This is a genomic window from Pseudomonas sp. S2_C03 (assembly GCF_054668405.1).
Window position 1 is genome coordinate 3,266,642 of sequence record NZ_CP162766.1, and the last position, 23,609, is coordinate 3,290,250.

Annotated in this window: 34 protein-coding genes and 2 pseudogenes; 9 read left to right on the forward strand and 27 right to left on the reverse strand. The window is 56.0% G+C overall.

Going from position 1 to position 23,609, the window contains the following annotated elements; translation table 11 throughout:
* Positions 1–11: 11 nt before the first annotated feature.
* Positions 12–491, reverse strand: a pseudogene (locus AB4N64_RS14900) (ShlB/FhaC/HecB family hemolysin secretion/activation protein); the annotation flags it as partial.
* A 572-nt stretch (positions 492–1,063) separates the two neighbouring features.
* Here AB4N64_RS14900 and AB4N64_RS14905 point away from each other — a divergent pair.
* Positions 1,064–1,273 carry a hypothetical protein gene (locus tag AB4N64_RS14905; protein WP_460116585.1) on the forward strand — a complete coding sequence of 70 codons (210 nt, stop codon included), beginning with the start codon at positions 1,064–1,066 and terminating at the stop codon, positions 1,271–1,273.
* Between the two features lie 45 nt (positions 1,274–1,318).
* On the opposite strand, the gene AB4N64_RS14910 is transcribed toward AB4N64_RS14905, so the two are convergent.
* The 9 genes from AB4N64_RS14910 to AB4N64_RS14950 all read right to left on the reverse strand — a co-directional run bounded on the left by AB4N64_RS14910 (position 1,319) and on the right by AB4N64_RS14950 (position 9,003).
* Positions 1,319–1,702, reverse strand: coding sequence for a hypothetical protein (locus AB4N64_RS14910; protein ID WP_368556949.1), 384 nt, complete (start codon positions 1,700–1,702; stop codon positions 1,319–1,321).
* 133 nt (positions 1,703–1,835) lie between these two features.
* Positions 1,836–2,342, reverse strand: a complete 507-nt coding sequence (locus AB4N64_RS14915) for a lysis protein (protein ID WP_460126760.1) — start codon at positions 2,340–2,342, stop codon at positions 1,836–1,838.
* A 5-nt stretch (positions 2,343–2,347) separates the two neighbouring features.
* Positions 2,348–2,656 (reverse strand): DUF6527 family protein, encoded by a 309-nt coding sequence (locus AB4N64_RS14920; RefSeq protein WP_460116587.1) that lies wholly within the window; start codon positions 2,654–2,656, stop codon positions 2,348–2,350.
* Positions 2,653–3,078: a cell wall hydrolase gene (locus AB4N64_RS14925; protein ID WP_460116589.1), complete on the reverse strand. Its 426-nt coding sequence runs from the start codon at positions 3,076–3,078 to the stop codon at positions 2,653–2,655. Before AB4N64_RS14925 ends, AB4N64_RS14920 begins: the two co-directional genes overlap by 4 nt.
* Positions 3,079–3,142: 64 nt before the next feature.
* Positions 3,143–3,844, reverse strand: a complete 702-nt coding sequence (locus AB4N64_RS14930; protein ID WP_460116590.1) for a hypothetical protein — start codon at positions 3,842–3,844, stop codon at positions 3,143–3,145.
* A gap of 295 nt (positions 3,845–4,139) precedes the next feature.
* Entirely contained in the window at positions 4,140–7,226 is a 3,087-nt protein-coding gene (locus AB4N64_RS14935; RefSeq protein ID WP_460116592.1) for a TipJ family phage tail tip protein, read from the reverse strand.
* A gap of 58 nt (positions 7,227–7,284) precedes the next feature.
* Complete coding sequence (locus tag AB4N64_RS14940; protein ID WP_460116594.1) at positions 7,285–7,857, reverse strand: tail assembly protein; 573 nt, start codon at positions 7,855–7,857, stop codon at positions 7,285–7,287.
* Between the two features lie 55 nt (positions 7,858–7,912).
* On the reverse strand, positions 7,913–8,332 hold the full coding sequence (locus tag AB4N64_RS14945; RefSeq protein WP_460116595.1) for a hypothetical protein: 420 nt from the start codon (positions 8,330–8,332) through the stop codon (positions 7,913–7,915).
* Between the two features lie 110 nt (positions 8,333–8,442).
* Positions 8,443–9,003, reverse strand: a complete 561-nt coding sequence (locus AB4N64_RS14950) for a hypothetical protein (RefSeq protein WP_460116596.1) — start codon at positions 9,001–9,003, stop codon at positions 8,443–8,445.
* A gap of 153 nt (positions 9,004–9,156) precedes the next feature.
* Between AB4N64_RS14950 and AB4N64_RS14955 the strand changes: the two genes are divergently transcribed.
* Entirely contained in the window at positions 9,157–9,699 is a 543-nt protein-coding gene (locus AB4N64_RS14955) for a hypothetical protein (RefSeq protein ID WP_460116598.1), read from the forward strand.
* Between the two features lie 43 nt (positions 9,700–9,742).
* Here AB4N64_RS14955 and AB4N64_RS14960 read toward each other — a convergent pair whose 3' ends face one another.
* The 6 genes and pseudogenes from AB4N64_RS14960 to AB4N64_RS14985 form a co-directional block, all read right to left on the reverse strand.
* Positions 9,743–10,411, reverse strand: a complete 669-nt coding sequence (locus AB4N64_RS14960) for an NlpC/P60 family protein (protein WP_460116599.1) — start codon at positions 10,409–10,411, stop codon at positions 9,743–9,745.
* Positions 10,412–10,496: 85 nt separating this feature from the next.
* Positions 10,497–10,784 (reverse strand): annotated as a pseudogene (locus AB4N64_RS14965) (terminase); the annotation flags it as partial.
* A 1-nt stretch (position 10,785) separates the two neighbouring features.
* Positions 10,786–11,310: a hypothetical protein gene (locus AB4N64_RS14970; RefSeq protein ID WP_460116600.1), complete on the reverse strand. Its 525-nt coding sequence runs from the start codon at positions 11,308–11,310 to the stop codon at positions 10,786–10,788.
* A gap of 651 nt (positions 11,311–11,961) precedes the next feature.
* Entirely contained in the window at positions 11,962–12,171 is a 210-nt protein-coding gene (locus AB4N64_RS14975; protein ID WP_460116602.1) for a DUF2158 domain-containing protein, read from the reverse strand.
* Positions 12,172–12,230: 59 nt separating this feature from the next.
* A complete protein-coding gene (locus AB4N64_RS14980; protein WP_460116603.1) occupies positions 12,231–12,479 on the reverse strand; it encodes a hypothetical protein in 249 nt (82 codons plus the stop codon).
* Positions 12,476–12,667, reverse strand: a complete 192-nt coding sequence (locus AB4N64_RS14985; RefSeq protein WP_460116605.1) for a hypothetical protein — start codon at positions 12,665–12,667, stop codon at positions 12,476–12,478. The genes AB4N64_RS14980 and AB4N64_RS14985 overlap by 4 nt, the downstream gene beginning before the upstream one ends.
* Before the next feature lie 115 nt (positions 12,668–12,782).
* Between AB4N64_RS14985 and AB4N64_RS14990 the strand changes: the two genes are divergently transcribed.
* The gene (locus tag AB4N64_RS14990) at positions 12,783–13,010 is read left to right on the forward strand and encodes a hypothetical protein (protein WP_460116607.1); all 228 of its coding nucleotides are present in this window, start codon (positions 12,783–12,785) and stop codon (positions 13,008–13,010) included.
* Here AB4N64_RS14990 and AB4N64_RS14995 read toward each other — a convergent pair.
* From AB4N64_RS14995 to AB4N64_RS15035, 9 genes are all read right to left on the reverse strand, one after another.
* Positions 12,985–13,314 carry a phage holin, lambda family gene (locus AB4N64_RS14995; protein WP_460116608.1) on the reverse strand — a complete coding sequence of 110 codons (330 nt, stop codon included), beginning with the start codon at positions 13,312–13,314 and terminating at the stop codon, positions 12,985–12,987. The genes AB4N64_RS14990 and AB4N64_RS14995 overlap by 26 nt on opposite strands.
* Positions 13,315–13,527: 213 nt before the next feature.
* Entirely contained in the window at positions 13,528–14,379 is an 852-nt protein-coding gene (locus AB4N64_RS15000; protein WP_460116610.1) for a hypothetical protein, read from the reverse strand.
* A 389-nt stretch (positions 14,380–14,768) separates the two neighbouring features.
* Positions 14,769–15,074: a hypothetical protein gene (locus AB4N64_RS15005; protein ID WP_460116612.1), complete on the reverse strand. Its 306-nt coding sequence runs from the start codon at positions 15,072–15,074 to the stop codon at positions 14,769–14,771.
* A gap of 154 nt (positions 15,075–15,228) precedes the next feature.
* Positions 15,229–15,774: a hypothetical protein gene (locus AB4N64_RS15010; RefSeq protein WP_460116613.1), complete on the reverse strand. Its 546-nt coding sequence runs from the start codon at positions 15,772–15,774 to the stop codon at positions 15,229–15,231.
* On the reverse strand, positions 15,771–16,376 hold the full coding sequence (locus AB4N64_RS15015; RefSeq protein WP_460116615.1) for a recombination protein NinG: 606 nt from the start codon (positions 16,374–16,376) through the stop codon (positions 15,771–15,773). The genes AB4N64_RS15010 and AB4N64_RS15015 overlap by 4 nt, the downstream gene beginning before the upstream one ends.
* Positions 16,373–16,843 carry a hypothetical protein gene (locus tag AB4N64_RS15020; RefSeq protein ID WP_460116617.1) on the reverse strand — a complete coding sequence of 157 codons (471 nt, stop codon included), beginning with the start codon at positions 16,841–16,843 and terminating at the stop codon, positions 16,373–16,375. The genes AB4N64_RS15015 and AB4N64_RS15020 overlap by 4 nt, the downstream gene beginning before the upstream one ends.
* Positions 16,844–16,913: 70 nt before the next feature.
* On the reverse strand, positions 16,914–17,207 hold the full coding sequence (locus tag AB4N64_RS15025) for a hypothetical protein (protein ID WP_460116619.1): 294 nt from the start codon (positions 17,205–17,207) through the stop codon (positions 16,914–16,916).
* Positions 17,204–18,001: a hypothetical protein gene (locus AB4N64_RS15030; RefSeq protein ID WP_460116621.1), complete on the reverse strand. Its 798-nt coding sequence runs from the start codon at positions 17,999–18,001 to the stop codon at positions 17,204–17,206. Before AB4N64_RS15030 ends, AB4N64_RS15025 begins: the two co-directional genes overlap by 4 nt.
* Positions 17,988–18,917, reverse strand: a complete 930-nt coding sequence (locus AB4N64_RS15035; protein WP_460116622.1) for a helix-turn-helix domain-containing protein — start codon at positions 18,915–18,917, stop codon at positions 17,988–17,990. The genes AB4N64_RS15030 and AB4N64_RS15035 overlap by 14 nt, the downstream gene beginning before the upstream one ends.
* Before the next feature lie 231 nt (positions 18,918–19,148).
* On the opposite strand from AB4N64_RS15035, the gene AB4N64_RS15040 reads away from it, so the two are divergent.
* On the forward strand, positions 19,149–19,655 hold the full coding sequence (locus AB4N64_RS15040; protein WP_460116624.1) for a hypothetical protein: 507 nt from the start codon (positions 19,149–19,151) through the stop codon (positions 19,653–19,655).
* A 189-nt stretch (positions 19,656–19,844) separates the two neighbouring features.
* Here the strand turns inward: AB4N64_RS15040 and AB4N64_RS15045 are convergent, their stop codons facing one another.
* Complete coding sequence (locus AB4N64_RS15045; protein WP_460116625.1) at positions 19,845–20,267, reverse strand: phage regulatory CII family protein; 423 nt, start codon at positions 20,265–20,267, stop codon at positions 19,845–19,847.
* Positions 20,268–20,350: 83 nt separating this feature from the next.
* On the opposite strand from AB4N64_RS15045, the gene AB4N64_RS15050 reads away from it, so the two are divergent.
* Entirely contained in the window at positions 20,351–20,557 is a 207-nt protein-coding gene (locus tag AB4N64_RS15050; RefSeq protein ID WP_460116627.1) for a hypothetical protein, read from the forward strand.
* On the opposite strand, the gene AB4N64_RS15055 is transcribed toward AB4N64_RS15050, so the two are convergent.
* Positions 20,554–20,787 (reverse strand): Cro/CI family transcriptional regulator, encoded by a 234-nt coding sequence (locus AB4N64_RS15055; RefSeq protein ID WP_460116629.1) that lies wholly within the window; start codon positions 20,785–20,787, stop codon positions 20,554–20,556. The two genes, AB4N64_RS15050 and AB4N64_RS15055, sit on opposite strands and share 4 nt — an antisense overlap.
* A 65-nt stretch (positions 20,788–20,852) precedes the next feature.
* Between AB4N64_RS15055 and AB4N64_RS15060 the strand changes: the two genes are divergently transcribed.
* The 4 genes from AB4N64_RS15060 to AB4N64_RS15075 all read left to right on the forward strand — a co-directional run bounded on the left by AB4N64_RS15060 (position 20,853) and on the right by AB4N64_RS15075 (position 23,515).
* Positions 20,853–21,734: a LexA family transcriptional regulator gene (locus tag AB4N64_RS15060; RefSeq protein WP_460116631.1), complete on the forward strand. Its 882-nt coding sequence runs from the start codon at positions 20,853–20,855 to the stop codon at positions 21,732–21,734.
* 3 nt (positions 21,735–21,737) lie between these two features.
* Positions 21,738–21,989 carry a hypothetical protein gene (locus AB4N64_RS15065; RefSeq protein WP_460116633.1) on the forward strand — a complete coding sequence of 84 codons (252 nt, stop codon included), beginning with the start codon at positions 21,738–21,740 and terminating at the stop codon, positions 21,987–21,989.
* Positions 21,990–22,053: 64 nt separating this feature from the next.
* Positions 22,054–22,626, forward strand: a complete 573-nt coding sequence (locus AB4N64_RS15070; protein ID WP_460116634.1) for a DUF6932 family protein — start codon at positions 22,054–22,056, stop codon at positions 22,624–22,626.
* Positions 22,613–23,515 (forward strand): hypothetical protein, encoded by a 903-nt coding sequence (locus AB4N64_RS15075; RefSeq protein ID WP_460116635.1) that lies wholly within the window; start codon positions 22,613–22,615, stop codon positions 23,513–23,515. The genes AB4N64_RS15070 and AB4N64_RS15075 overlap by 14 nt, the downstream gene beginning before the upstream one ends.
* The last annotated feature ends 94 nt before the right edge of the window (positions 23,516–23,609 follow it).

Consider the following 23,609-nt stretch of genomic DNA (forward strand, 5'->3'; position numbering starts at 1 on the left):
ATCAGCAGAAGTTAAAGGAAGAAATCCATGCGCAAGTAAATCGGTGCTTCACGATCGCTTAGCGCTTCGGGTCGCTCGAGCGAGTGCCCGAAGGTGACACTGGCCGCCAGGTGCTCGCCCCGAGCGAACAGCTCAAGAGAATTGCTCGACACGCGGCCATGCTGCTCTGCGTTGTAGCGGTCGTTGCGGATCACACCTACGTCGTAGCCAAGGCCCGTTCCATATTCCGTCAGCAGCGGACGCAGCCAGGACCAGGTGACCGGGCGACTCCAGCGCAGGTCATTTCGCCAGTAACCGCCGCTGTCCCCGGTCAGGTTCTGATCCTTGTAGCCACGGATGGAAGACTGACCACCCAGACTCATGCGCTGAGGACTGAACAACACGTCTTCACTGCGCTGCCCGGTGATCAGGCTCGTGAACAGCAGCGACTCATCCCACCATTTGAAGGGCTGCAGATAACTGATCGTCGCGGTGTATTTGCGATAACGGGCAACAACGACGGAGCGCTCGGTAAACGATCGAAAACGAGACCAACGCGCCGAGATGTTGAGGAGCCCTGCTATCAAGATCACAACCGCAGATTGGAACGGAATTGCGCAACGCAACCATCCATGGGCTCCAACAAATCTTTTTTTGTCGACGAAGACTGCTCTGCAAAACGATATGTGGAGCGGGAAACGAGACTCGAACTCGGGCGAATGAAGCTTTCAGTGACATGACAAGCCACTAAATATTCTTGGTGAGGAGAAAAGAGGGGGGATTTTCAGACATGAAAAAGCCCAACCTTTTCAGATTGGGCTAAGTCATTGAAAAATATGGTCGGGACGGAGTGATTCGAACACTCGACCCCTAGCACCCCATGCTGGCGACTGTAGCAACCCAAGCACTTGTTTTTAAAGGATAACAGGCCTATTTCGGCATAGCAAAAAACCTGATTTTTTGTGCGTATGCAAACGAAAACACGCGCCCTCCAGAGGAGGTTTTGCGCACACTTCCCGGCGTCCTGCCGACCAACACCCAGCCACTTCACTGCTACGCTCCGTACAGCCAACGGAGATAAGCAATGCCAGATTCCGACCTACTCCCCTCCCTACTCCAAAAGATTTACGAAAACCAACTAGCGCTTGAAGCTGCCATCACGGAGCTGAGGAACTGGGTGGAACATCATGGCGGGACAGAAGCTGCCGAAAACGTGCGCGGCGCCCTGGAAACGTTGGACAAAAACGAAGAGTTCATCAAGCTCACGCTCGCGGTGTTGATGGCTCCAGAGTGAAGGTTCCTTTCACATATGGACCAGAATGCGTACCGTCGACCTTATTCAATTCCCACTTCCGATCCAGCAAGAAATTAATGCAGTGGTTATTGCAGGCTCTAAAATATGACCCTTAGCTGCCATACAAGCGATAATTTCAAATGGCTTAAAGCCGTGCTTCCCCTGACAGTCCCCAAGCTCGTGAGCTAGTGTTCCACCCCCGCTGGCTAGTAGACAGGCTACAAAATTGAAGGAACCGAGGTCTAATTTTGTTAGTGATATATTCGACTCTGTCTTGGTTAACTTCACGGACCCACAAAGTCTCTCCTCATTTTCGATTGTTAACTCGACGACAACAGAATCATCAGTAGCGGTCCCCGTAACTGTTAGCTTAAATTCCCTGCCTTCATAGCCCGTTCCGTCCGTAAAATTCGTTGTCCAGATCTCCATGTCCACCTCCACATTTATTCGATGGAATTGAGTTGCCCTGGAACGATAGTAGAGATCCTTTACCAGAGACGACCCCTTCGTCGCCTCACTTCAATCGAGTCCGATGTAAGGCCACCTTTGCTAGAACCCTCACTTACCTGGCGTTAATTTCTTTTATGTACGCTTGGCACGCAGCCAATGCGATCAGTCCTTGGTCGCCGGCGTCGGTGATGGCGATAATTCGTTGAGCATGCGCTGGGTCAAGTTCGGCTCGTACGGTGCGAGGAACCACGCCGCTGGCGCCGGGGGTGGCAGGCACTGAACAGCCACTGGTTGAACCCTGGTCAAGGATGACTGACAGCCGCAGATCTGAAGTAGCAAGGCGATCGCGCAGGCGATCCTGGTCTTTTTGAGCATTGGTCAGTTTCTCGAAGTGGGTTTGTTCGCTGGCCGCCAGCTTCTGCTCGAGCGCGAGCCGCTTGTCCTGCTCGGTCTTCTGCGCAGCAGCGCCGACCATGGCCAACTGATTGAGGGTGTCGGTGTGGGAGCGGGCCTGCTCAGCGAGCTGCAGGCCGTAACGCCATTCCTGCACTTGCCAGGTGGCGCCGGCGGCGAGCAGCACCAGGACCACTAGGCCGATCGCCTTCCACGGAATCGCGATCTGCATCATTGGTCCTCCCAAGCCGGGATATCGACGGTTTGTCCGGCTAGCGAGTGCGTGCAGTCACCCAGGTACTGGATCTGCCCATCCGTGACGAATGAGTGACAGACACGCTCCCCGTCAGACCAGTTGTAGCGCACCAGCACGGACGGAGTGAACGTGGGCTTCTCCGCGTCTCCGTTCCAGCCCCATCGAGGCCCGGCGCCTGGACCGTGCATGATCCTGTGCACCATGTCGCAGCCTGGGCATTCGAACCACAGGCTGCCCTCTTCCGTGGTGGCCAGCACTTTGGAAACTCTGCGAAAGGCTGTCATGGCACACCCTTGAAGAATACGTGCCCACCCAACTTGAGCGTCTGCTTGGCCTTCGCCGCCCAGGCCGGGGGCTTCTTCATGGCGATCGCGTAATAGTGCGTGGCGCCGTTGGTTGGGTCCGGCACTTTCCCGTCGATCACTTGGTCAGCGACGACCCGGCACTGCACCAGCTCGCGGAGCGGGATCTGGCGGGCGCCGCTCAGGAATGGATAGTTCTCGTCGTCAGCGTTCCAGCAGCTAAATTGTTGGCGCGCCAGGCAAACGCCGGCATAGCCCTCTCCCCACCACGACTTCGCTTTTCCATCGAATACGCGGTTGCGGACCGTCCATGCTACGGCGACCTTTCCGGTCGTCGACTCACCCCGGGCTTCACCCCAGATCGTGCGGGCAAGGATGTCTCGATCCTTTTCACTGATGGTCATGCTTTTCTCCAGGCAAAAAAATACCCGCTCGATGGCGGGTTATCGTGATTCGGGTTCGAACAGGTCACTGGCCGGTCACATCAACAATCAATGCGCTGAACCGAGTAGAGTCGAATGTTTTGTTGGGGGGAGGCTGATTGTGCCTGCCTGCGAACGTGTTCCAGTAATTGATCATCTGGAAGCGCAATCCGCCCGCCAATGACAAAACACCAGGGGAGTTTTTTACAAAGTCCTCAGTGAATGGCAACGGGTTTGATGGGCTCGTATCCATGTCAACGAGCTGCCTGAACAGACCAGACCAGAACCCAAACATCGCAGCGTAGGTTCTTGAGGTGTCCCAAACGTAGTCACCAAGGATGTTCCGATAATCAGGACTTTGAATAATCGAGGTGACCCTCAGCGCTGGACTGGCCGCGTCAAAAACCAACTTCCCGGCAGCATTGAATATCTGCAAACCGAAGCTCTGGCCCGAGGCAACCCCCAGCCCATATCGGTAATACGTGACAGTCCCTGCTGTTCCAAAAATATAGCGAAGGCCAGTACCTGACGGTGTAATCGAATGCAAAGCGGCAAGCGCAGTTGATCGAATTGCTACCATTTCACTTACCGACGATGTGTAAACCTCAACCCCTGTAACCCGTTCTCCGTTTGGACCAGTAAGGCTTGATGCTGAAATTGATGCCTTCTGTAGGAGCATGTAATTCTGATAATTCTCGTCAATCTGAATTACTCCACTCGCCGTAAAAACTTGCAATCCGGCAGGCATCAGTACACTCCGTAATAAATAGTTGAAGCGATGGCAGGTCGCGGCGGCGATTGAGCGGCTGACGGGAAAGTCCAGCTCATGGTTGAACCTGAAAACGTGACCTCAGGCCCGAACTGGCCGGGGGCTGTGCCGTTTTGCACAACGAATGGGAAAGGTGTTCCCTGAAGCAAGGCCGGGTCGTTTATTGAACCGGCCGCTGTCCCGCTATTAACGCTTCCGAGAAAGCGGAACAGCCTCGTTGTGATATCGATTACCAGATTGCCGTTGGCATCCCAAACTTGCAGTCCTGATGGCATTACCACATCCCCAATCGAACGCGCCGCGTGCCCGCGCCGTCGTAAACGTTGATCACCGTGTTGTTCATCGTGAGACGGCCAGTGCCTGGAACGGCGCCGTTCATCTCCCAGCCAGTCGCCTTGCCAAGCTTCCAGCCCGAGGCTCCAGCAACGTAGTCGTTTGACTGGATGGTGTTGCCGATCTTCGCGTTCGTGATTGACCCATCCTCGATGAATGCGGCCTTGAGGTAGGCGACGTTGTTCTCGACCACGAACGGATAAAAAATCTCCGAGGCATTGGGGTCAACAATTGCGAATCTGCTGGCGGCAATCAGTACCTGGCTGGTGATGATCCCTTCGTCGTTCTCGACTCCAACGCCGATACCCGCCAAATAAGGCTTCCCGTCGACGGTGAGCTGGGTCTTGATGCTATACATCGCGGCAAGCTCGGTTTTCACCTGTTCGATTAGAACAAGTGAACCATCGCCAGCCTCGATCTTTTCCAGCAGGTGCTGGCTGAGCTGAGTTTCGGTGATCTCGCCGTTCAGGTAGTCGAGGATAGGGCCGGCATCCGCCGACGACTGGCCAAAGACTGGCCCAAAGAACGCGCCAACGTTGCCGATCCGGTCAACCAGCCGGGCCCAGAAGAAGAAGGTCTTGCCGGCGGCCAGCCCCATAACAGTGAGGTCGGTCTGCGGATAGGCGTAGTCGCCGAACTTGATGGCTTCTGCAATCTGGTTGGTTTCGCTGTACCAGATCTCAGTTCGCTGGAGATCGGCCGTGCTCACGTCCTGGGGGATACCCCACTTCAGCTTGATGCCGAACACAATCGAATCTGCGGTAAACGATGACACCACCGGTGGCGGCGTGGTCTTGCCGTTGAGCACGGTCTCGACGGACGTGGCGAAGACCGAACCGATGTCGAGCGAGTTGATCGCCCGAACCTTGGCCACGTACCGGCCGGCGTAGATCCCGCTCACGTCGACCGAAGTCGTACCGGTGCGACCCGCGAAGATCCAGTCGCCGTCTTTCTTGCGCCAGTACACTTCGAAGGTGATCGCGTTCGGCGGTCGGTCCCACTCGATGGTCATCACGCTGATTGCGCTGCCCTGGTCGACGAAATGGTCATTGCTGACGGTCACGGTCGATGGAGGTTGTTGCACGCTGGGCGGGATGACGGTGATCGGCGGGCGCTCGATCCGGGTACCGTTGTCGATGGCGCCGTATTTACTCGAGTTGTGCCGCACTGCGCTGATGGTGAACTTGATCTCAGAATCCGAGAAATCCTCGGCCACCGACATCACGCGGAACTGCTGCACGGCCAGGGTCGGCGAGTCGATCGCCCACATCGAATGGCGCGGTGGCAGGTCGTCGAGATCTTCAGCCAGCACCACCTGCTGCACCTCGGCCGGGAAGCCGGTGGTGTCGAAGGTGACATTGCCGTTGTCCCAGGTGATACCGGTGTCATCCCAGGTCAGCGGATAGCCAACGGACTTGATTGCCCGCGATACTGCCTTGCCGTTGGGCATGATCAGCGTAATGGTGTCGCCCGAGAAGGCGCTCACATCAGCATCGAGGACCAGCGTATCCAGCGTCGACGAGCGCAGGCGGCCGCCGATGCGGCGCCCTGCCCGGTCATTGTCGGCAATGCGGATGATCTGCCCAGGGCGAGCCAGGGTGCCGTCGAGGCCCACGGAAAACCCGACGCTTTCCGTCTCGAGACGGTTGGTGAGCAATGCCCACTTGCCGATGCGGTGCGCCTGGGCTTGCGATGTGCAGCCGGTGGCAGTGATCTCGGTCTGCTGGATGCCGTAGCGAGTGATCCCGGGCTGATCGTCGACATACTCGACCTTCTGCCGGTAGAAGTCCGTCGGATCGTTCCAGCTCACCAGGGCTACGGTGTAGCGCGTCTTCTTGGCCGAGCCGAAGTAGCCGAACTTCCCATCGATAACGTTGGCGTTCGAGTAGGTGTAAACCGGATCCTCTGGAATGTCGGCCACGGCCATGACGGCGCCGGCCGCCCAGTAGGCCATGCCACGGAAGGTGGTGGCCAGGTCCTGCAGCACCTTTAGAGCGTCAGCGCGTACCGACAGATACAGATTGCAGGTGAAGCGCGGTTCTACCCCGCCCTTTCCATCTGGCACCAGTTGGTCGCAATATTGAGCGATGCGGTACAGCTCCCACTTGTCTACCTGGCTGGCATTGAGCAGGTGACCCAGACCGTAACGGAAGTGCAGCAGCAGGTCGTAGAAGATCCAGGCCGGGTTATCGGTCCAGGCGCTTTGGAAGCTGCCATCCCACACGCCCGAGTAGGTGCGCGTCTCGGCGTCATAGTTACTGGGCACGCGGATGATGCGGCCGTACAACTCGAACGCCCGGGTTGGGATCGACTGGAACTGCGAGGCATCGAACTGAAGGCCGACGATGGCGGAGCCTGGGTAGCGCAGCTTCGCGTCGATGATCTCGGTGATCGCATCGACGTTGGTGGTGTCCGCAATGGCACCGCTGGTGGAGTTGGGAGTCAATCGAACGACGCGGATCGTCCAGCCGCTGACAGCGTCTGGCAAGTCGACACGGTGCGAACGCTCGTATTTCGTCGAGGTCTTGCCGCTGAAGGCGGAAGACAGGACCGTGATGAAAGGCCCTCCATCGGTGGAGAGCTCAATCCGGTAAGCGACGGTGTAGCCATTGGTATCGCCGTTGGTTGTGTTGGTCTGCGCGAGGCGCGGCGTGGAAAGCCTGACTCGAGCCGCCGACAATTGAAGGTTGCTGAGCGATCGCACCCAAGGCTGCGCCGATGTCAGCTCAACGCCGATAGCCGTTTCGTTCTCCACCGCTGGAAAGCCGGCGATGTGGGTTTGGTCCTGACTGCCGGTGCGTACGTCGAGGGTAACGCCGCTGAAGTTCAAGCTGCCGTTAGCGTTCGCCAATGGCGTCTCATCGAGAAATACAGACTGCATCCCATTCACAAGACCACGAATCTCGCCCTCGCCTACCAAGTCAAGGATTCTGGCGTAAGCCGTGCTCTGCAGGCTGTCCGGTGCCTCGACAGAGGGGCGCGGCTTCGACTCGCCGCCCTTGCGGCCGGTGATTTTGGAATTCGTCATAGCTTTCCTTCAGGCGAAAAAAAGCCCGCTCTGGACGGGCCTGGGAAACTGTCGAGAGTTACATTTGATCTTCGGAAAAGATCCCGGCGCTGATCACCGCACTGCCGACGATCATTCGGCCGTAGGGCAGCGGAACGCAGCCTCCCTGCACGCTGGTGTTCACGGCGCCGTTGAAGCTGTAGCTGGGTCGATTGTTGGGGCTGTCCTGCGTACCCAGGCCTTTTGCCTGAGGGCTGAGCATTTGAATTGCGCCGCCCGCTAGCAACGCAATACCGATAGGAGCAGTCGGGGCTCCAAAGAAACTGGCTACGATCAAAACCGCGCCGATAATGGTTTGGAGCAAGCCGGCTCGCTTCGAGCCCGCAATTATCGGGACAATCCGGATTACATCTTTTCCAGTCGGCTTTTCGATGTCGTCTTCGCCGATGTTTTCCTTTCCGTTAAAGATCGCAAAGCAGAGTCCTTTGCTGGAGCTCTCCATCATGTGTTGCTCGAAGCCCGGAAACTGCTTGAAATACCCGCGGACGTCATTGAAGCCAGCACCGGTGGTAAACCTATGCCTGCGCCCGAACCTGCGGGCCAGTGACCCAGACAGGAGGACGGTCTGCATTTTTTCTGTTTGGTGGGCCATATTTTTACCTGGCAATAAAAAACCGCCCGAAGGCGGTTTGATTGGATTTCATCAGTTACAAACTAGTTGGCCGCACATCAAGCCCGGCATCTGGCGTAGAGAAAATCCTGAAGAATTTGTCTTGGCCTTGCTTCAACTGCGTTTCGGCCTCTGTACGCTTCTCGTTAACACCGCAGAGCCCGGCACCTTCTAGAGCCGCGCCAATTACCCACTCGCCCGGCGGGAGAATAAAAGTTGCCTTCTCCTTGGGGTTGAGCTTCGCAGCGCGCTCGCCGTTTATAAAAACGGTAGCGAAGCACCCGCCCCCGAGCATTCCACTGTCCCTGATAACCGTTATCCGACCGGCATCAGGCAATTCGGTTTGATGTGCCAACAGACGGTCAGAAGGCGCGTTCACTGCCTGGGAATTTGGAACTGGTGAAGTCGCACACCCCGCCAGCAACACCAGAGCAGCCGCCCCAATCAAAATCCGCATAGTTACCGCTCCTTGTGAGATCGGCAGACGATAACATTCAGCGGACAGAAACTAAAAAAGCCCGGCGCAGTGCTGAGCGAACGCATTGTCCAAGGCTCTCAAAAACGAGGTTAATTCGAGTTCTTGAACCACATCTGTGCCGTGCCCAGCATCTTCCTGGCGTTATATCTGTCCAACGCATAGGCCGGAACTTTAGTCAGAGGTAGTGAGCTCCCAGTAAAAACCAGCAGTGGCTCATCCGTCCCGCGCTCAAACACCAGTCGCGCATTGATCGATGTTAACTCTGGTTTGGCATTCAATACATCGAGTGTAAGCAGGCGCTGCATTGAGGGAAGCTCACTCCAGGCTACAAACAGAAAAATTGGCTCCAATCCGGCTGGAAACGTTTCGCGCTGTATACGATTTCCCAGCGTTATAAATTTGCTTCCAAGGTCATCGGTGAAATCTATCCATTGATTGCTGTCAGCTATACGCATGGGCAGCATTTTGTCGCGGAAGTTGGGGTTGGATCGGATGCCAAGTTCCTCATCGAAGTAGCTGTACTTGATCTCCGTCCGATCCATCTCATGAAAACGCAATGTTGCATATTTATCAAACGTCGACACGCTTTCACAGCCTGGCAGAAGGAGCGCGAAAACAGTGAGAGGCAAAGCTGAAAGCAATTTTCGCATGAGCATCCTTGCGATTCAGATGGAGATGGGAAATCTGAGCGCAAGCACTCTACACTACCTTGGCAAAGCATCCACCGAAAATGGAATTTCGATAGCAGGCTGTGACTTGCGCAAAAGGGAACAGGCTCTAGTTTCAAAAAAGTGGAGATTATTATGGAACGGCTTGTCACAACACTAACCAGCGCCACCCTTCTAGCCGCGCTGGTAGGCGGCATATTCGGAGGACTAAAGCTCTGGTTGGAAGATTCACGGAGAAAGGCTGCGACTCAAGCAGCGCTGTTTGCCGAGCTAGTTCACATCCAGCGACACTACGACATCACAGCCCAAGAACTAGGCAATCCCTCGAACAATGCCCCCATACGTAGACAGCTTCGATGGGCGCTTTACGGTAATTCAATCGGCGCCGCCAACATAAAAGAAAATGCCATTTTGGGAGCAAACGAGATGGCGCGCTTTCTACAGCTGGCATTTTTCATTCGCAACACCGACACTCTGATCAACGAACTGCTAGCTGATCAAGAAGACCCTCCGACTGCACAGCTGACAATTCTTGCTGATCGCTTAAGGTTTGGAGCTGACCTAGCAGATTATCTGATCACATACATGACCCAAAAGCGTCGCAGCCTTGCCAACGCCTCCAAGAGAGGGTTTCAACCTGTCAGGAGATCGCGGCGTGACAAGACGAACAACACTTAGTCCGATGGATTTGCCTTCTATTCAGCCCAACCCCCTAGGTTGATCAGTTACCTTTCGGGACGGCACAGTGCCGCCAGTAGTTGACTGTGACCTCTGACCAATAACCGCCGTACAAATCCCGCTTGCTGTCCCGGTTGTACAGATGGTGCAGGATCGACCCTGGCGCCGGGTAGTGGTCGGGCTCGGTCTTCAGTACTCCATCGGCAAGGAAAATCGCGGCGTGGTTTGGAACCGGGGAGCGGATCTGCATCAGCACAAGGTCACCGTGTCGCAGGTTCGATACCTTCTCAAAGCCAGCAGCGGGCAGGTTCTCCAGGTACAGGTTGCCGCCCTTATCCCACCAGCCGTCCTCGCGCTCGTAGTCGCCGAGGTCAATGCCCATCTCACGACGGTAAACGCTGACGCCTTGGCCGTCGATGTCCGTTGCAACGTAATCGAGTGCACCAGGAACGGTCAGCGTGGGCCAGGTGCGAAATACCGCACCAACAAGACTGTGCTTCGTTCGACCGGTCGCGTTGTAGAACACGGCGCGCTGCTTGTAGGCCTTGTATCTTTCTGTGTTCTCTACGCTGGTGTCGTGCTGATTGGGCTTCGGCAGATAGACGTCGCCTCGAGCCTTGATTGTTTCGGAGCCCTTGCATACGTCGCGCACCAGCCGCCAACGGGACTGAGCCGCGTCGTACTCGGGCCGGGTATAGGTGACGTCTGCCATTAGCGTGCGAATCCCATTTTGATTGATTTGACCGGTTTCCTCGCGCTCTTGGAGACCGCGAAATACCGGAATGCATCGGACGGGTGACCTTCTCCCGGAACAGCCGCTTGGCGTCGTTCAGGGTGTGAGCGATCAGCGCGCACTTCGCAGCCTCGAACAGGGCCGCGTCCAACTGGACAATGCATACCAGGGTCGTGAACCCGAGCTGCCGCGCCTTGAGGATGATGTTGCGAGTGTGCATCCCCTGGAAGTAGTCGATCTGCTCCTGCGTCATGCGGAAGCGGACTTTCTTCCCCTGCTTGTCGGTGATGAAGTAGAGGTTGTTCAGTCGCCAGTATCTGTCCCGGAGCAGCTTCATGTGCTCGAGCTTCATGTCAGGCGTCCTTCGATAGTTCATCCATCATCGCGGCCAGCTCATCGACCGTCTTGTTGCCTTCCTCGCTGTCCAGGCCATATGCCTGGCGTTCGCCTTTGATGACCTTGAGTTGGGCGTCGACACCTGCATTCAGGGAGCGGGAGAAGTCACCGACGTTGTCCTCGGTCACCTCGATGTCTTGCAGCGCCTCGCAGAGCTTGTTCGCGATGGCGCGCCACTGGGCGAGGTCGGTCCGGTGAGCCAGCACGACCGAGGCAGCTTCTGTTGCAGCCTCCTCCACAATCTCGGCATCTTCACGCACATCACGCTGCGTGACGCTGTTGCGTGAAGCTTCGCGTGAAAGCTTTCCTTTCGTTGCTGCGCGCACTTGTACGGTGAGGTCACGCAACCAGCCGTGTTTCTTGGCTCGACTGCGTATCGTGCCTTCGTTGGTGTCGTACTTATCTGCGATGGCTCGCAGGGAAAGCAATCCAGCCCGGTAGGCTCGTTCGATCGCCTCCCAGTCGGGTTGCTTTTGATTCATAGCTTGAGAGCACCTTGATAGGAAGGTTTTTTACAGATATATCACTGACGAAGAAATCAATTCCGGAAATCCATCATGAAGACTTTTGATCGAGCTCAATTGATCATTCCCCCCACAGAATTCGAACGGATTACTGGAGTGCCGCACCACATAACGTATGAAGAGACGTTCTTTAGAGTTGCTGCCGCCATCTGCGGGCTTCCGAATGAGGGCGCAGCGCTCACTCCGGAGCTCCTCCTAGAAGTGGATCCAAGTCAAGAGGGGCGATTCGATCGCAATAATCCCGGAGATGTCGCGATTCTGGTTTTTGACTCCATCGTGCATGTCTGCGGGCATCTGATACACAGGGCATCTGATCTAGATGCGGAAATTAACACTACAATCCGGAACGTCTTTTGCGGGCCGGCTTATGTTGGGTGCTATCCAGACGAAGGGGTTACCGAGCTGGCCTATGCAGACGCTAGAGGCAAATTGGAGAGAATCGTAAGCTCTAGGCGCACCTTCTAATTTGAAGCGGAATCCGTGCCGCGCTCACCTGCGGCACACCGATTGGGCGCAGGGGCACTCCATCAAAAGGGACGGGTGCCAAAAAGCTCGTCGGAGAAGCCAAGACCACTCCGTACGAGCTGACACTCTAAAGCGCACACCATATCAGTGCTTAACAAGAACTTCGGGATTGAATGTTGCTGTTTGCAGGTTTTTCTTATCGTCGAACCATTGGCAAAAAATCGTGATGCTGAATTTCTGGTCGGGCACCAGCCTATCCTCTGGAGGAAGCTCAACGTCATCCACATAGGAGATTGTCATTACTGGCCCACCACTTTTTAATTTAACTAAGTCACCCTGCTTAAAATCCGACATTGCCCTACTCCTAGAGTCATGGAGACAGCAGCATGGCTATCCGACTGCAGAATATCAACCTAACAGTCAACAGGTTCGAGTAGGACATCAATCAGCTTCTGCTCACCCAGGCGCATGGCGCCGAGGCACTGGAGATCGTCGCACTTAGGGCCAAGCCAAAACACCGTCACTTCGCCTTTCGGCCCCATGAGTGTCAGCGCGCCTACCGAGCACTCCGGATGCACACCAGCATCGAGGTCGTCGGCGATCTTGCGTAGTGTCTGGGCAGCATCGCGCCAGCCTTCCCGCTTGAGCTCGACGACTTTCACTTGACCACCATATTGTGCGTCTCCGCGTGAGCGTGTCCGTGCAGCAGGCTGACGATCAGGCCCTGCGGGCAACCGGCGGCCTTGGCTGCATCAATCGCCTTGGCGATGCTGCTGTCCAGCTTGGTCAAGGCCTGGCTGATAGCAGGGCTGAGGGGCAATGCGTGGTGCAGCCGAGTGATGTTCGTCATGCTGGCTCCGTGTCGCGACACAATTTAATGATCCGCGAAGCGTGTCGCGGCGCCGAGATTACCAAGGGGCGGCCGTTCATCTACCTCGCTTGATAATCATCAAGCACCGATTAAGGTGAATAAATTGACCACGCGGGGCACACTCATGGCGGAAAACTTCATCGTGCAAAAAAGGCCCGCCAATGGCGTGTTGAACGGCTTCTACTATCGAGTGGTCGACGTAAGCACCGGTCAGGGGGTCAATCAAAACTTCACTCACGCAGAGCTGGCTGAAAGCCACTGCCGCCATTTGAACGAGGTCCACCTCGAGGGCGAGCTCACTCAGCCCGTCGAGGAAGCTTGAAGTCAGCGAAGCGGTCAGCCAGGTCAGCGATTTTTTTCACACCCAGAAAGCCGATGAATACTCCCGCTGCGGTGGCGAAGTTTTGAGGCAGTCCGAAGTACTCGAGCAGCGGTATCAGGCCGATCGTAATCAGTGTGCACAGTGATGCTTCCAGCAGTGCCTGGCGCCGCGTTCCTCCGCCATAAATTATCCGCAACGCCCCCACCACGAACGAAAGCGCACCGGCATAGATCGTCGGCGAATGCTGGCTCAGCCATGCAAGCACGATGAGCCAGGTGTCTGGTTTGTCTGGCATGTGTGACATCCGGTATCCCTCCCTTTCGGGAAGCAAAGTTGATTCAGTCCCAGCAGCCCCCCAGCTCGGAGCAATGGGTGTGGTGGAGCCGAAAACGAAAAACCCCGCACGATGGCGGGGCTCAGGATTGAAATCCGGGCAATAAAAACTCGCCCTAAGCTAGTTTTTGGATTGAGCGCATAACCACTCAACCTAGGAAATCAGGACAGTCCTTTCAAAAGTTTATCCGGGTGGATTATGCAACAAACGATCTACCCACTCTTTTCCCAGCAAAGCAAGCCGGTCAGGGTCTAAACCTACACGTGAGCATTTACGCCGATACTCGGAATGCCGAAGAAAGTTAGTGAGTTGCTTACCCACTCCTTTATCCCAGTATCCATTCAGACGTTTGCACTCACTTGATAAGCGCTTTCGGCAGATTTCACCGCTCGCAACCTTTGCATCAGCTGCGCTCTTGAGATCATCAGGCGGAAGATCTTCAAGTCGCGCGGCCTCCGCCCAGAGTAAATCAATCAGAATCAGACATCTGCGGCGAATACCGTCATGGTAAACCAGCCAACTGTTGAGATGACCGCGAAGACTGTCGTGCTCCCGCTCAGCCGGAGAAGGTCCTAGCCTCCCATATGGAGATCGACTGTAGCCATGCTCTAGAAGGTTCCTAAGCTGCCTACTTTGCCTTAACAGCTCACTGCCAAAGACAGGATAAATATCGCTAACTTGAAGCTGACCTTGAAGTATTCTTAGCGAGACGTCGCTGAGAAGCGCCGAAATATTGCGGACAGATTCATAAGCCCAAGCAACTCTTCCATCCGAACCGGCGGCGACATCTTCTTCAAGCTTTTCAACTGTTTGGGAGTTCGCTACTTGGTAATAAGCCCCCCTGTCATGCCCCAAGAAAACCACTTTCGCCCAATCACTTCGAGAATCAGCCCAGCGCTTTCTATAGGTTTCAGCTTGATCAAGCCGTTGTTGCCTGCGCTGCCCTCTCAAAACGACAACCTGAGCAAAGCCAACCAATACCAATAATCCAGTTGCAAGCGCGGTGAATATCCCGCTCGCCAATGCAGGACTCATTACCTCTTCCATTGAAACGGAACTCCTTAGTCAGTGGTGGCATGCATAATGCCATTACTTTTAAGCAGCTTCTTCCTTTTCCTAATTCTACTAAATCACCACTGATACCAGACGCCGCGCCATAACTTCTTGCTACCCACAACTCACAACACCCAATCAACGAGCCAGCCCCAGCCGGAGCTAGCTCCGGAACAAGCGCGACTTCAGCGGATAGACATAACCCACCTCACCAGTAATGCCCAGATATTCCGGGTCGTAGTGGTTTGAAGCCGCGGGCAAATTAGGGTGCGGTCAAGCAGATGAGCGGGCAAAAAACAACCCGGCGCGGTGGCCGGGCTCATGAGTATGGGCATAAAGCCTGAAGTCGATTTGTTAATCAGGCAACCTATTCAAATGTGGTACTTGGCATTCATCTCCCGAGCGCGCTGTTCCCGTTCCTCAATTGCTTTGGGATCGAGCCAAGAGAGTCTTTCTTCAATTTCACCGCTCTTGATCATCCACTCGAGCTCGCGATGGATTTCAGTAACGGTAACTTTCGAGGCCTTTTTCTGCTTCCCGTACTTACCTTCAAGGCGAATGTGATACGGCATTACAATTGTTCCGGCATCGTAGAACAAATGAGGAGTAGATACCTCCATGATCGACACCACAGCAGCCACCGCTTCCTTCAATACCTCTTTATCTACTTCAACCATACGTCAGTTCCTTGATCGCATCTCTGTGATGGCGCAAGACTAACGTTTCTTGATGACATAAAAAACCCGGCACGGTGGCCGGGTTTTATTCGTCAGTCCTACGCACGAAGGAATGACAGGATGGGTAGATCTTGGCTCATTGGCTCACCGCGAGTCAAGCGGCTTTTATCTCGATCAGTTCATCAGCATCCAACAGCGCCTGAGCGCACACCAATGCCTCATCCACTTCTCGCTCCAGCGCCTTTCGGATGTCGCGTCTCCAGCGTTCCTGGGTCTTGATCGGATGTGGCTCGTTCGACCAGTTGTCCATCTCGTACCAGCCGGCCGGCAGGACGTTGGTCGACCGCTTTCCGTCTACTCCTGCCAGCTTGGGCAATGCCCAAGTAACGACAGCACAGTGTAGGAACCGCTCGGGGGCCGGGGACCGCATGACCTTGGTAAGTTCGGCGATTGCTGCATGTTTGCGCTCGGTGTGCGTAGAGAACTTCGCGACAAGAGCCCGCCAATGCGCCGGTGACAGCGACTTGTGCAAGCGGCCAAACACCCAGCAGTCAGCCAGGAATGCAGCCTCTTTGCCGACGATCTCCTCCTTCTGCTTGGCGCATTGCACCTTAGGCTCAAAGTCGCAGCCACCGGCGGAGTTGATGGTCTCAGCGGCCAAGGCCCGGACCACTGCGGAAATCACGTTGCGATAGATCATGCTGCTTGCCCCTTCTTCAATTCGCGGGTCTTTGCCCGGTATTCCGCCTTGATGGCCTTGATGTCTTCCACGGTGTACTTGCGGGGCTCATGAGGCCCTTCCAACCAGGCCACCTGCTCGGCACCGATGCGCTGCACCAGGCGAATGCGGTACTCGACCGCGTTGCCGGACAGGTTGCGGTTGCACTTCACGCACTGGCGGTGGATGTTCAGCGGCTCGAAACGCAGCTCAGGGCAGGCGCCGACGGATCGGTAATGCCCGGCGTCCCAGCGGCTGCCGGTCATGAGGTCGTTGTCGTTCGGCGTCGAGTCGCAGCTTATGCACGGCAGGTGCGCGTCACGCAGGCGCACGAACTCGTTCACCGCGGCCTGGGCCTCGCGCAGGTGATCCGCCCTGCTCTTCAATTTCTCCTTGCGGACTTTGATCTCACGGCGCTCCCTCTGGGCAATGGCTTTGCGGGCCTTCTCCAGGTGACGCGGAGCGTCGATTGCGGCACAGGCCGGGCTGCATACCGCCTGCCCCAGGCGCTGCGGAACGAATGAGGCCCTGCAGGTTTCGACGCGGCATTTCTTCGGGCGCGGAGCCTTGCGTTCCAGGGTCATGCAGCCTCCTGGCTCAGTAGATCGGCGAACACAACACCCTGGCCGGTGAAGAACGATGCCATCCGGTCGGTGTACTTGATGCCCTGGGCACGATTGAACAGGCTAGTGACCGGGAAGCCGTCAGGCCCGAACAACTTGCAACCTCCCATCATCGAAAGCTTCGTCTCGTAGGACAGATGGCGCATGACCCGATACCACTCAGCCTGAAAACCTGCATCCTCGTTCAGCAGGATCTGCACGCCGAAGTGCAGCTTGCAATACCGGCGCGCGTCGGCCTCGTCGCCGATCTGCGTCATCTCGGCGATGCGCTTGTACATTGCGAACCACAGAGCGTTCTGGTCGAGCGTGCGGTCCTTGCCTGGGCGCAGACTGACCAACACGAACTTCTTGTCGCGATACATCGCACTGAGCGCGGTGATGGCTTCGGAAAGCTTGGCCTGGCAGTTGACGCTGATCTTCTCGCTCATGACGTCACCGCCACGAAGATCAGGAAGGGAGTAACGCCGATGGTGTAGCCCAGAAGGATATCCAGGATTGTCATGGCTGCACCGCCTTGCCCATCGCGGCGTCTATGCGATGAAGTACATCCAATGTGTGTCCACGAAACCCAACGGATGCTTTCAGCGCGCGGAGTTCATCAGTAGCCTCCTGAAGCACGTTTCGCAGCGCCTCGTTCTCAGCCAGCAGCTCCAGAGCGACTTCCTCGACGGTCTTGTCGCCGAGGAAGTCCTGCAGGCGCTCGGTGTTCAGCTTCCAGCCGGCGCAGTCGGCACGAAACGACGCAGCCTCAGCCCAAAGCAGTTTTTGAAGTTTCTGTTTGTCGATGCTCATTGAGCTGCTTCCCCCGTTTCCAATTGCGCCGCCTGCTGGATCAGCAGAGCCCGGCGGTCAGCCAAGTCGTTGGCCGCGTCGATACGGATCTGGTCCTGCTCTTCGGCGCTTGCCCGGCGCATTTCCAGCATGGAGTCCCTCACCTGTTGGAGTTTTTCGCGCATTGCCGGGGCCGGGCGCGTCACAGCGCCGGTGAGCAGGCCCGCGATCGCGCGACCGTCTTCGGTGACAGGCTCAACACTCAGGTCGGCCAGGTACTTTTGCCCGCGCTCCTGCGGAATCCGCTTCATCTCCACGGCCTTGGTGATGGCCTGGACACGGCGGTTGGCATCGAAGCCCACGGACACATGCCAATTGACCGGCTTCGAATCGGTGCGGGCCTGGCCGACAAACCGCTCGTAGGCGCTGATGAATGCCATCCGGGCGCCGATCTTGTCGCCGGCATCGAGCACGGGCTTCGCTGCAACAAGAGCCAACTGGATCTCGTCAGTCAGCACCACGGTTTCGAACTCGTCGTTGGTGGTCATCGCGATGGCCCAGGCTTCGTCTTTGCCAGGGCGGCCGTCGGCGGCCTGCACCCGCTGGAGAATGTCGGCCATTGCCAGCTTGCCCTTCACCTCGAAGCGGCAGGCCTTCAGCGCAGCTTTCACGCTGGGCACCGAGTAAGCACAGAGGTCTTCAGCCATCATCGCCGCTGTACCTGGGTTCATTTCCTGTCCCATAGCCTCGGCGGTGGCGCAGATCGCTGCGGCGAGGCCGGCAACCTGCTGATCGTTCATTTCAGAGGTATTCATTGCGCTCTCCACCTTGGCGCTTGGCCAAGACCATTAGCGCGGCCTGCTCGGCGGCAGAGACGTTTGCCTCGGTGCGCTCCATCTGGCGAGCAGTCGCCCCATTGATGCGCTGACCGGTCACCCACTGGGTGTGGTAGCTCTCAGCGTTGGCCAGAAGCTCGTTGAGACTGTGGCACTTACGCAAAACCGCGGCGTCGCTGGTTCTCAGGTAGTGGGCGGCGACGTGGTGCGCGACGTCGGCGCCGAGGCGGTCGACCAGTTGGCCAAGCTGTCCACCGACCTTGCCGTTCCACACCGGCCAGGTGGTGTAGCGCTTGCGGTAGGCCATTGCGTAATTGGCCCAGACCTTGAAGGTTTTGCAGGTCTGGTCTTTGGGGCCTGGCATATCGGCGGGGATTTCAACCCGTGGCGCATCGGTGCGATCAACCACCAGCACCAGGTTGCGGGCCGCTCTCTCCGCGCCGGCCTCGGCGAAAGCCGCGGGCGTAACTGGTTCAATGACCGGTTCCATGACTGGTTCAGGAGAGTGACTGGTTCTGGGTGCAGCTCCTGCACTAGCCCCTGGTGCAGGAGATTCACTAGGGGGTGCACCTGCTGCACTACCCTGGTGAATCTGCTGCACTACCCCTGGTGCAGGAGGTACACCCCCATCTAAGGTCAGGAAGTACACGTTGGACGAGTTACCCTTCGGTCCACCCTTCCGGATTTCCTTGCGAAGCAGACCGGATTCACACAGTGCTGTGATGTGGTTCATAACGGAACGCTTGCTGATCTCGCACTGATCGGCGATATGCTGGTAGGACGGCCAGCACTCGCCGATATCGCTGGCATTGTCGGCCAGCTTGATCAGCACCAGCTTGCGCAATGGGTTGCCGACGCGAAGCTTCATCGCGGCGACCATAAGGCACATGCTCACTGGGCACCTCGCGCAGAGCCAGCGATTTCACAATTCGCTGAACAGGTTGTGAAATTGCTCGAGGTATTGCTTGAAATAGGCTTGCTCTGCATAATCGGGCCTCTCTAGTTTTGCAGATAAGCCGACCTTGCCCGTCGGCTTTTTTGTGCCTGAAATTCAGGCTCTGTTGGTGTCCAGCGCATCCTTAGTCGCTTCCGACACTTACCTCACAAGGCCATGGAGCACGGACGAATGAAATTGGATAGAACGCTCCAGAAGCGGATTCTTGAAGCAGCAGCTGCTGCGTACCCTTTCCCCGCACCACACGGGCTTTACTTCGAACTGGCAGACGGCGAGACCAAGGAAAAGGTCGATGCCAATCTTTACTATCTGGGTGAGCACGGGCTGATTTATCGATGCATTACGCTCACCAGCGATGGGCATGCACTGCCCACGCAGAATGGAATTCAATGCACTAAATCCGGCATGGACTTTCTGGAAGATGACGGTGGTCTTGGCGCAATTCTCGGAACGGTCACCATCAAGATTCATGAAGACACCCTCCGCGATCTTCTAGAAAGGAAAATCCTTGAGAGCGATACGCCGCAGGAAGAGAAGAGTCGCCTTGTTCAAGGTTTGAAAGGACTCTCCGGCGAGGCCATAAAACACCTGACATTGAAATTATTGGATGAGGGGCTTGGGCGCTTGCCGGCAGCAACTGCGTTAATCGGTACGTACCTTCAACAAGCTCTTCAGTGACATTGGTGGTGGCCAACTCGAACTTGGCGAAACCAATTTTCGAAGGTTTACCCTCTGAACCACTCCACAACTCCAACCAAAACTCCGGAATATCTAGGCCGACAATCGAGTAGAAAATTTCCGTGCTCAGGAGACCGCAACGCCCAGCAATGGCTACCTGCGCTAACTGGCTCTGCGTGATTCTCATCATCAGGCAACCCTCACTGACGCATCCATCACGTCCAGGCTTTCTCGGATGTGGTTGATCTCGCGGCGGATGGTCGACTTGTCGAACTGGCAGACCCGGCCGTCCTGCAAGGCTTCATGCACAGCAATTGTCAGATCGGCGAACTCCTTGCCGACACCGATCATGGATTTGGTGAGTTCTTGCGGTTTCGGGGCATTCTTCGCGGCCAGGTCGAAACCGAACTCATTGGCCAGCGCCATCAGCGGGCGCATATCGCCGGTGTGCAGCAAGACGCCGAACAGATGCTCGATAGTCAGGTGGTGAGCATCGTTGTCAGGATTGGCACGTTGAAGAAGGCTGACGTGGCCAAGTCCCATCTTCGACGCAAGTACCTTCGCTTCGTTGTCCAGAACAGCCGCCTGGGTGGCGCGCAGAAAACTTTCCATCCGTAAAACCTCGCAGCTGTTTCAGTGGTGGCGATGCGCCAACACCTCGAAAATGGGTCTAACAACCGATCAAGGACTCATCCATGACCGACTCTTCAGAACTTCAAGGCGAGATAACCGCCCTTTGCTGCTTCGTAGGTGCCCTGGCATCCACCCTGCCCTTGTCTTCTCAGCTCAGGCTCTGGCCTGCGTTTGAATCGAAGGCCGATCTATTGCGCACCCAGCTTGGTCGGGATGCCCTCAGAGGCTTCGAGCAGGCGACGATTACGCTCAGCTCGAAGCGTGGTTAGGCAGCGGTCTTCTGCGATGGAAAAGGGCGTTGTTCATTTGCTTGGAAACTTCCGTCAGGAAGCTCCAGAACGCGGATGTCACGTTTGGCTGAAAGCGCTTTGTGAATTGCTGGGGCAGTGACACGAAGCAGCCTCGCGGCTTCGGACTGCCCTTTTTCGGCAACAAACTTGTCGAGGGGGGTCTCATTCATGATCAAACCTCGGTCGTAGATGATCAGGATATTAACCATCTGTTAATTCTAAATCAATACCGATGGTTTCTTCTTATTTTTAACCGTTGGTATACATTCGCGCGATGACCAAAAAACGAATCCTCCCGCCTGAGCTGATCGCCGAGTGCGCAGCCGCGCACGACTTGTTCCTCTCGAAGAAGAACGAGCTGAAGCTCAGTCAGAAGAAAATTGCCGATGAGGCCGGGATGACTCCGGCTGCAGTGAATCTTTACTTCAAGGGCATCAATCCCCTGAACACTAGATTCGCCGCCGTCCTTGCACGCATGCTTGATGAGCCTGTCTCTGCATTCAGCCCGCGCCTGGCTGACGAAATAGCGGCGCTGACCAGCGCCACGGCCAAGCCCGCCGTAGCGGTCGGATCGAGTGCGGCTGATAAAGTGATGGAGATGATCCGCAAGCATGCAGGGAAGAATCTGGATGCGGACGCTCAGGAAAAAATCGCGGCGGCGGCTCTGTCTGCCGCTGGCGAGGCGCACGGCAAAGTAATTCAGGCTGATTTCTCCGGGATAAAAGCAAGGCCTGAAGAAATCGTGATTCGCCAATACGACGTCCGTGCGTCCATGGGGCACGGCCAGGTCCCAGCTGAATACAACGAGGTCATAAGAAACCTCATTATTCGCGAGGACGTGCTGCGCGAAAAAGGCATTACCTACACCTCCCCTCACGCCCTCGCCATGATTACCGGCTGGGGTCAGAGCATGGAGGGGACGATCAATGATAAAGACCCACTGATCGTCGACAAGGGTGTCAACGAGTACGCGGGCGACGGGATATACGTACTGACCTGGCATGAGCATTTATTCATAAAGCGTATCCAGCTCTTGGACTCAGAGCGCTTCTTGCTTGTGTCAGACAACCCTCACGTTAGGGATCAAGAAGCGCGAATCGAAGACGTGACCGTCCACGCAAAGGTGCTCTTGATCTGGAATGCGAGGAAGGCCTGAGCCATGTCCCTCACCAAGCCCAACCAAGAGCTGCGCCGCGATCTGAAACAAGCCGCCGCCCTGCTGAAATGGTCGGGTGTGGATCTGCTCCAGGTGGCCCGAAAGCTTTCGGTGTCCGGCCTGGAAGATGAGGCCCAGGAGCTGCTGAAGATCGCAGTGAGCTTTCAGGAGGTCGAGGACAAGCTGGCGGGGTATGTGGAAGACGTGAACGTGGGAAGAATTCTACGAGGGAAAGCGGCAGCAAAAGAGGGGTAGGTGTCTGATGGGCATTTCACTGCTATTCATTATTCGGAAAATAATGCTCCACACGGAGGTGTGATTGATACCGTTATGGAACCATCAGGGGGTAATTCCTCCTATTGATCAACAAGACCCTGCCTCGCTGACGCGCGCCCCATACCCTACTGACGTACAGCAAGTAGTCGAGCGTTTTTCTACGTCTCTGGAGCGCTGCGCGATTTTGGAAGGCTTCCTTGCCCATCGCGCGGAAATACATCGCATGGGTATCGTTGCGGGAACCCAGTGGCTTGATGGAAGCTTCATGGAAAACGTGGAGCTTTTAGAAACCCGTCCGCCAAACGATATGGACGTTGTGACATTCGCTGAGATTTCCATCGCTACTCAACAGGCGTTGACTCAACCAGACATCCAAATGCTTGTAGACAATCCGTGGATAAAGGCGACTTACAAGGTCGATTTCTATCTAACCCTTCTGTCGGAGCCCCCTGAAAGCCTCATAGAAATTGCCGCATACTGGTACAGTATGTGGTCGCATAGAAGATCTCAGCAATGGAAAGGCTTCCTCAGCGTCAAGCTGGATCCTGGCCTCGACCAGAATGCATCTGATCTCTTGGTGATTCGCAAACAGGAGCTCCAAAATGGACAGAACTGAATTTACTCATGCACAAGCTGAAATCAGTTTCCTGGACCGAATGACCAAGAACGGTGGGTTGAGCAACCTTACCCGATTGTCACTCCAGTCGAGAATGGATCAAGTCGCCGCAAGCCTGCGCGACCCTGGCCGCGGTGCATTCGCGCCTGCCAAAGCAATTGTGACTTACCGTGGAGCTCCAGTCAGGGGGGTGCACGGAATGGTTGCAGAATTTGGTGCGGCCGTTACCACCAAATTTTCTGATGCCGTCGCGGCTATTGCGGCTTCCCTAAGCGGCGTCCTCAATGATTTCGGGCCTATACCCAACAAGGCACAGAATCAAATTCTGATAACCGGCACCGCTCTCGGTTCCTTTGGGTTTGAATTTGAGGAAGCGCCTTCTCCAGAGGCTCAGTTGCCGCTCGAAGGAACCACGCCAGTTTCACAGGCATTCGAGCTCGTAGCGGAACTGCTGGAGGCGTCTACGAAAAGCGACGAGGAGCTTTCAGAGCCAGCTTCTCGACTGGGCACTCGCGCCTTAGGTATGGTCTCCGAATATCTCGATAAACTTATCGCTTATGAAGCCTTTTGTTCCGTGACCACTCGCGACCATGTCTTCGCGTTCTCTAGCGTGGATCAGGTCAGAATTAGTAGGTCACGCCTTAGTGCCGAGAACATCTCGGAACAAGGTGTTGAATTCACCGGACAATTCCTCGGCGCATTTCCGGCAGAACGGCGCTTTGAATTCCAAACTCTTGATGGTGCGGTAATACATGGGCGCATTACGGCCGATATTGAAGACCCGTCGGTGATCAACACGCAATTGAATCGAACCTTCCGAATCAACGTGAACGCACGAACCGTCGGAAGGGGCAGGCCTCGATACTCAATTTCCGCTTTGCCTTGGTGATACCAGCCCGGCCCAGAGCCGGGCTTTTCGTATCTGCCCTTCCGGATCTGTATCTGAATCCCGCCATTGAGCGGGCTTCGCACCCATCCCGCGG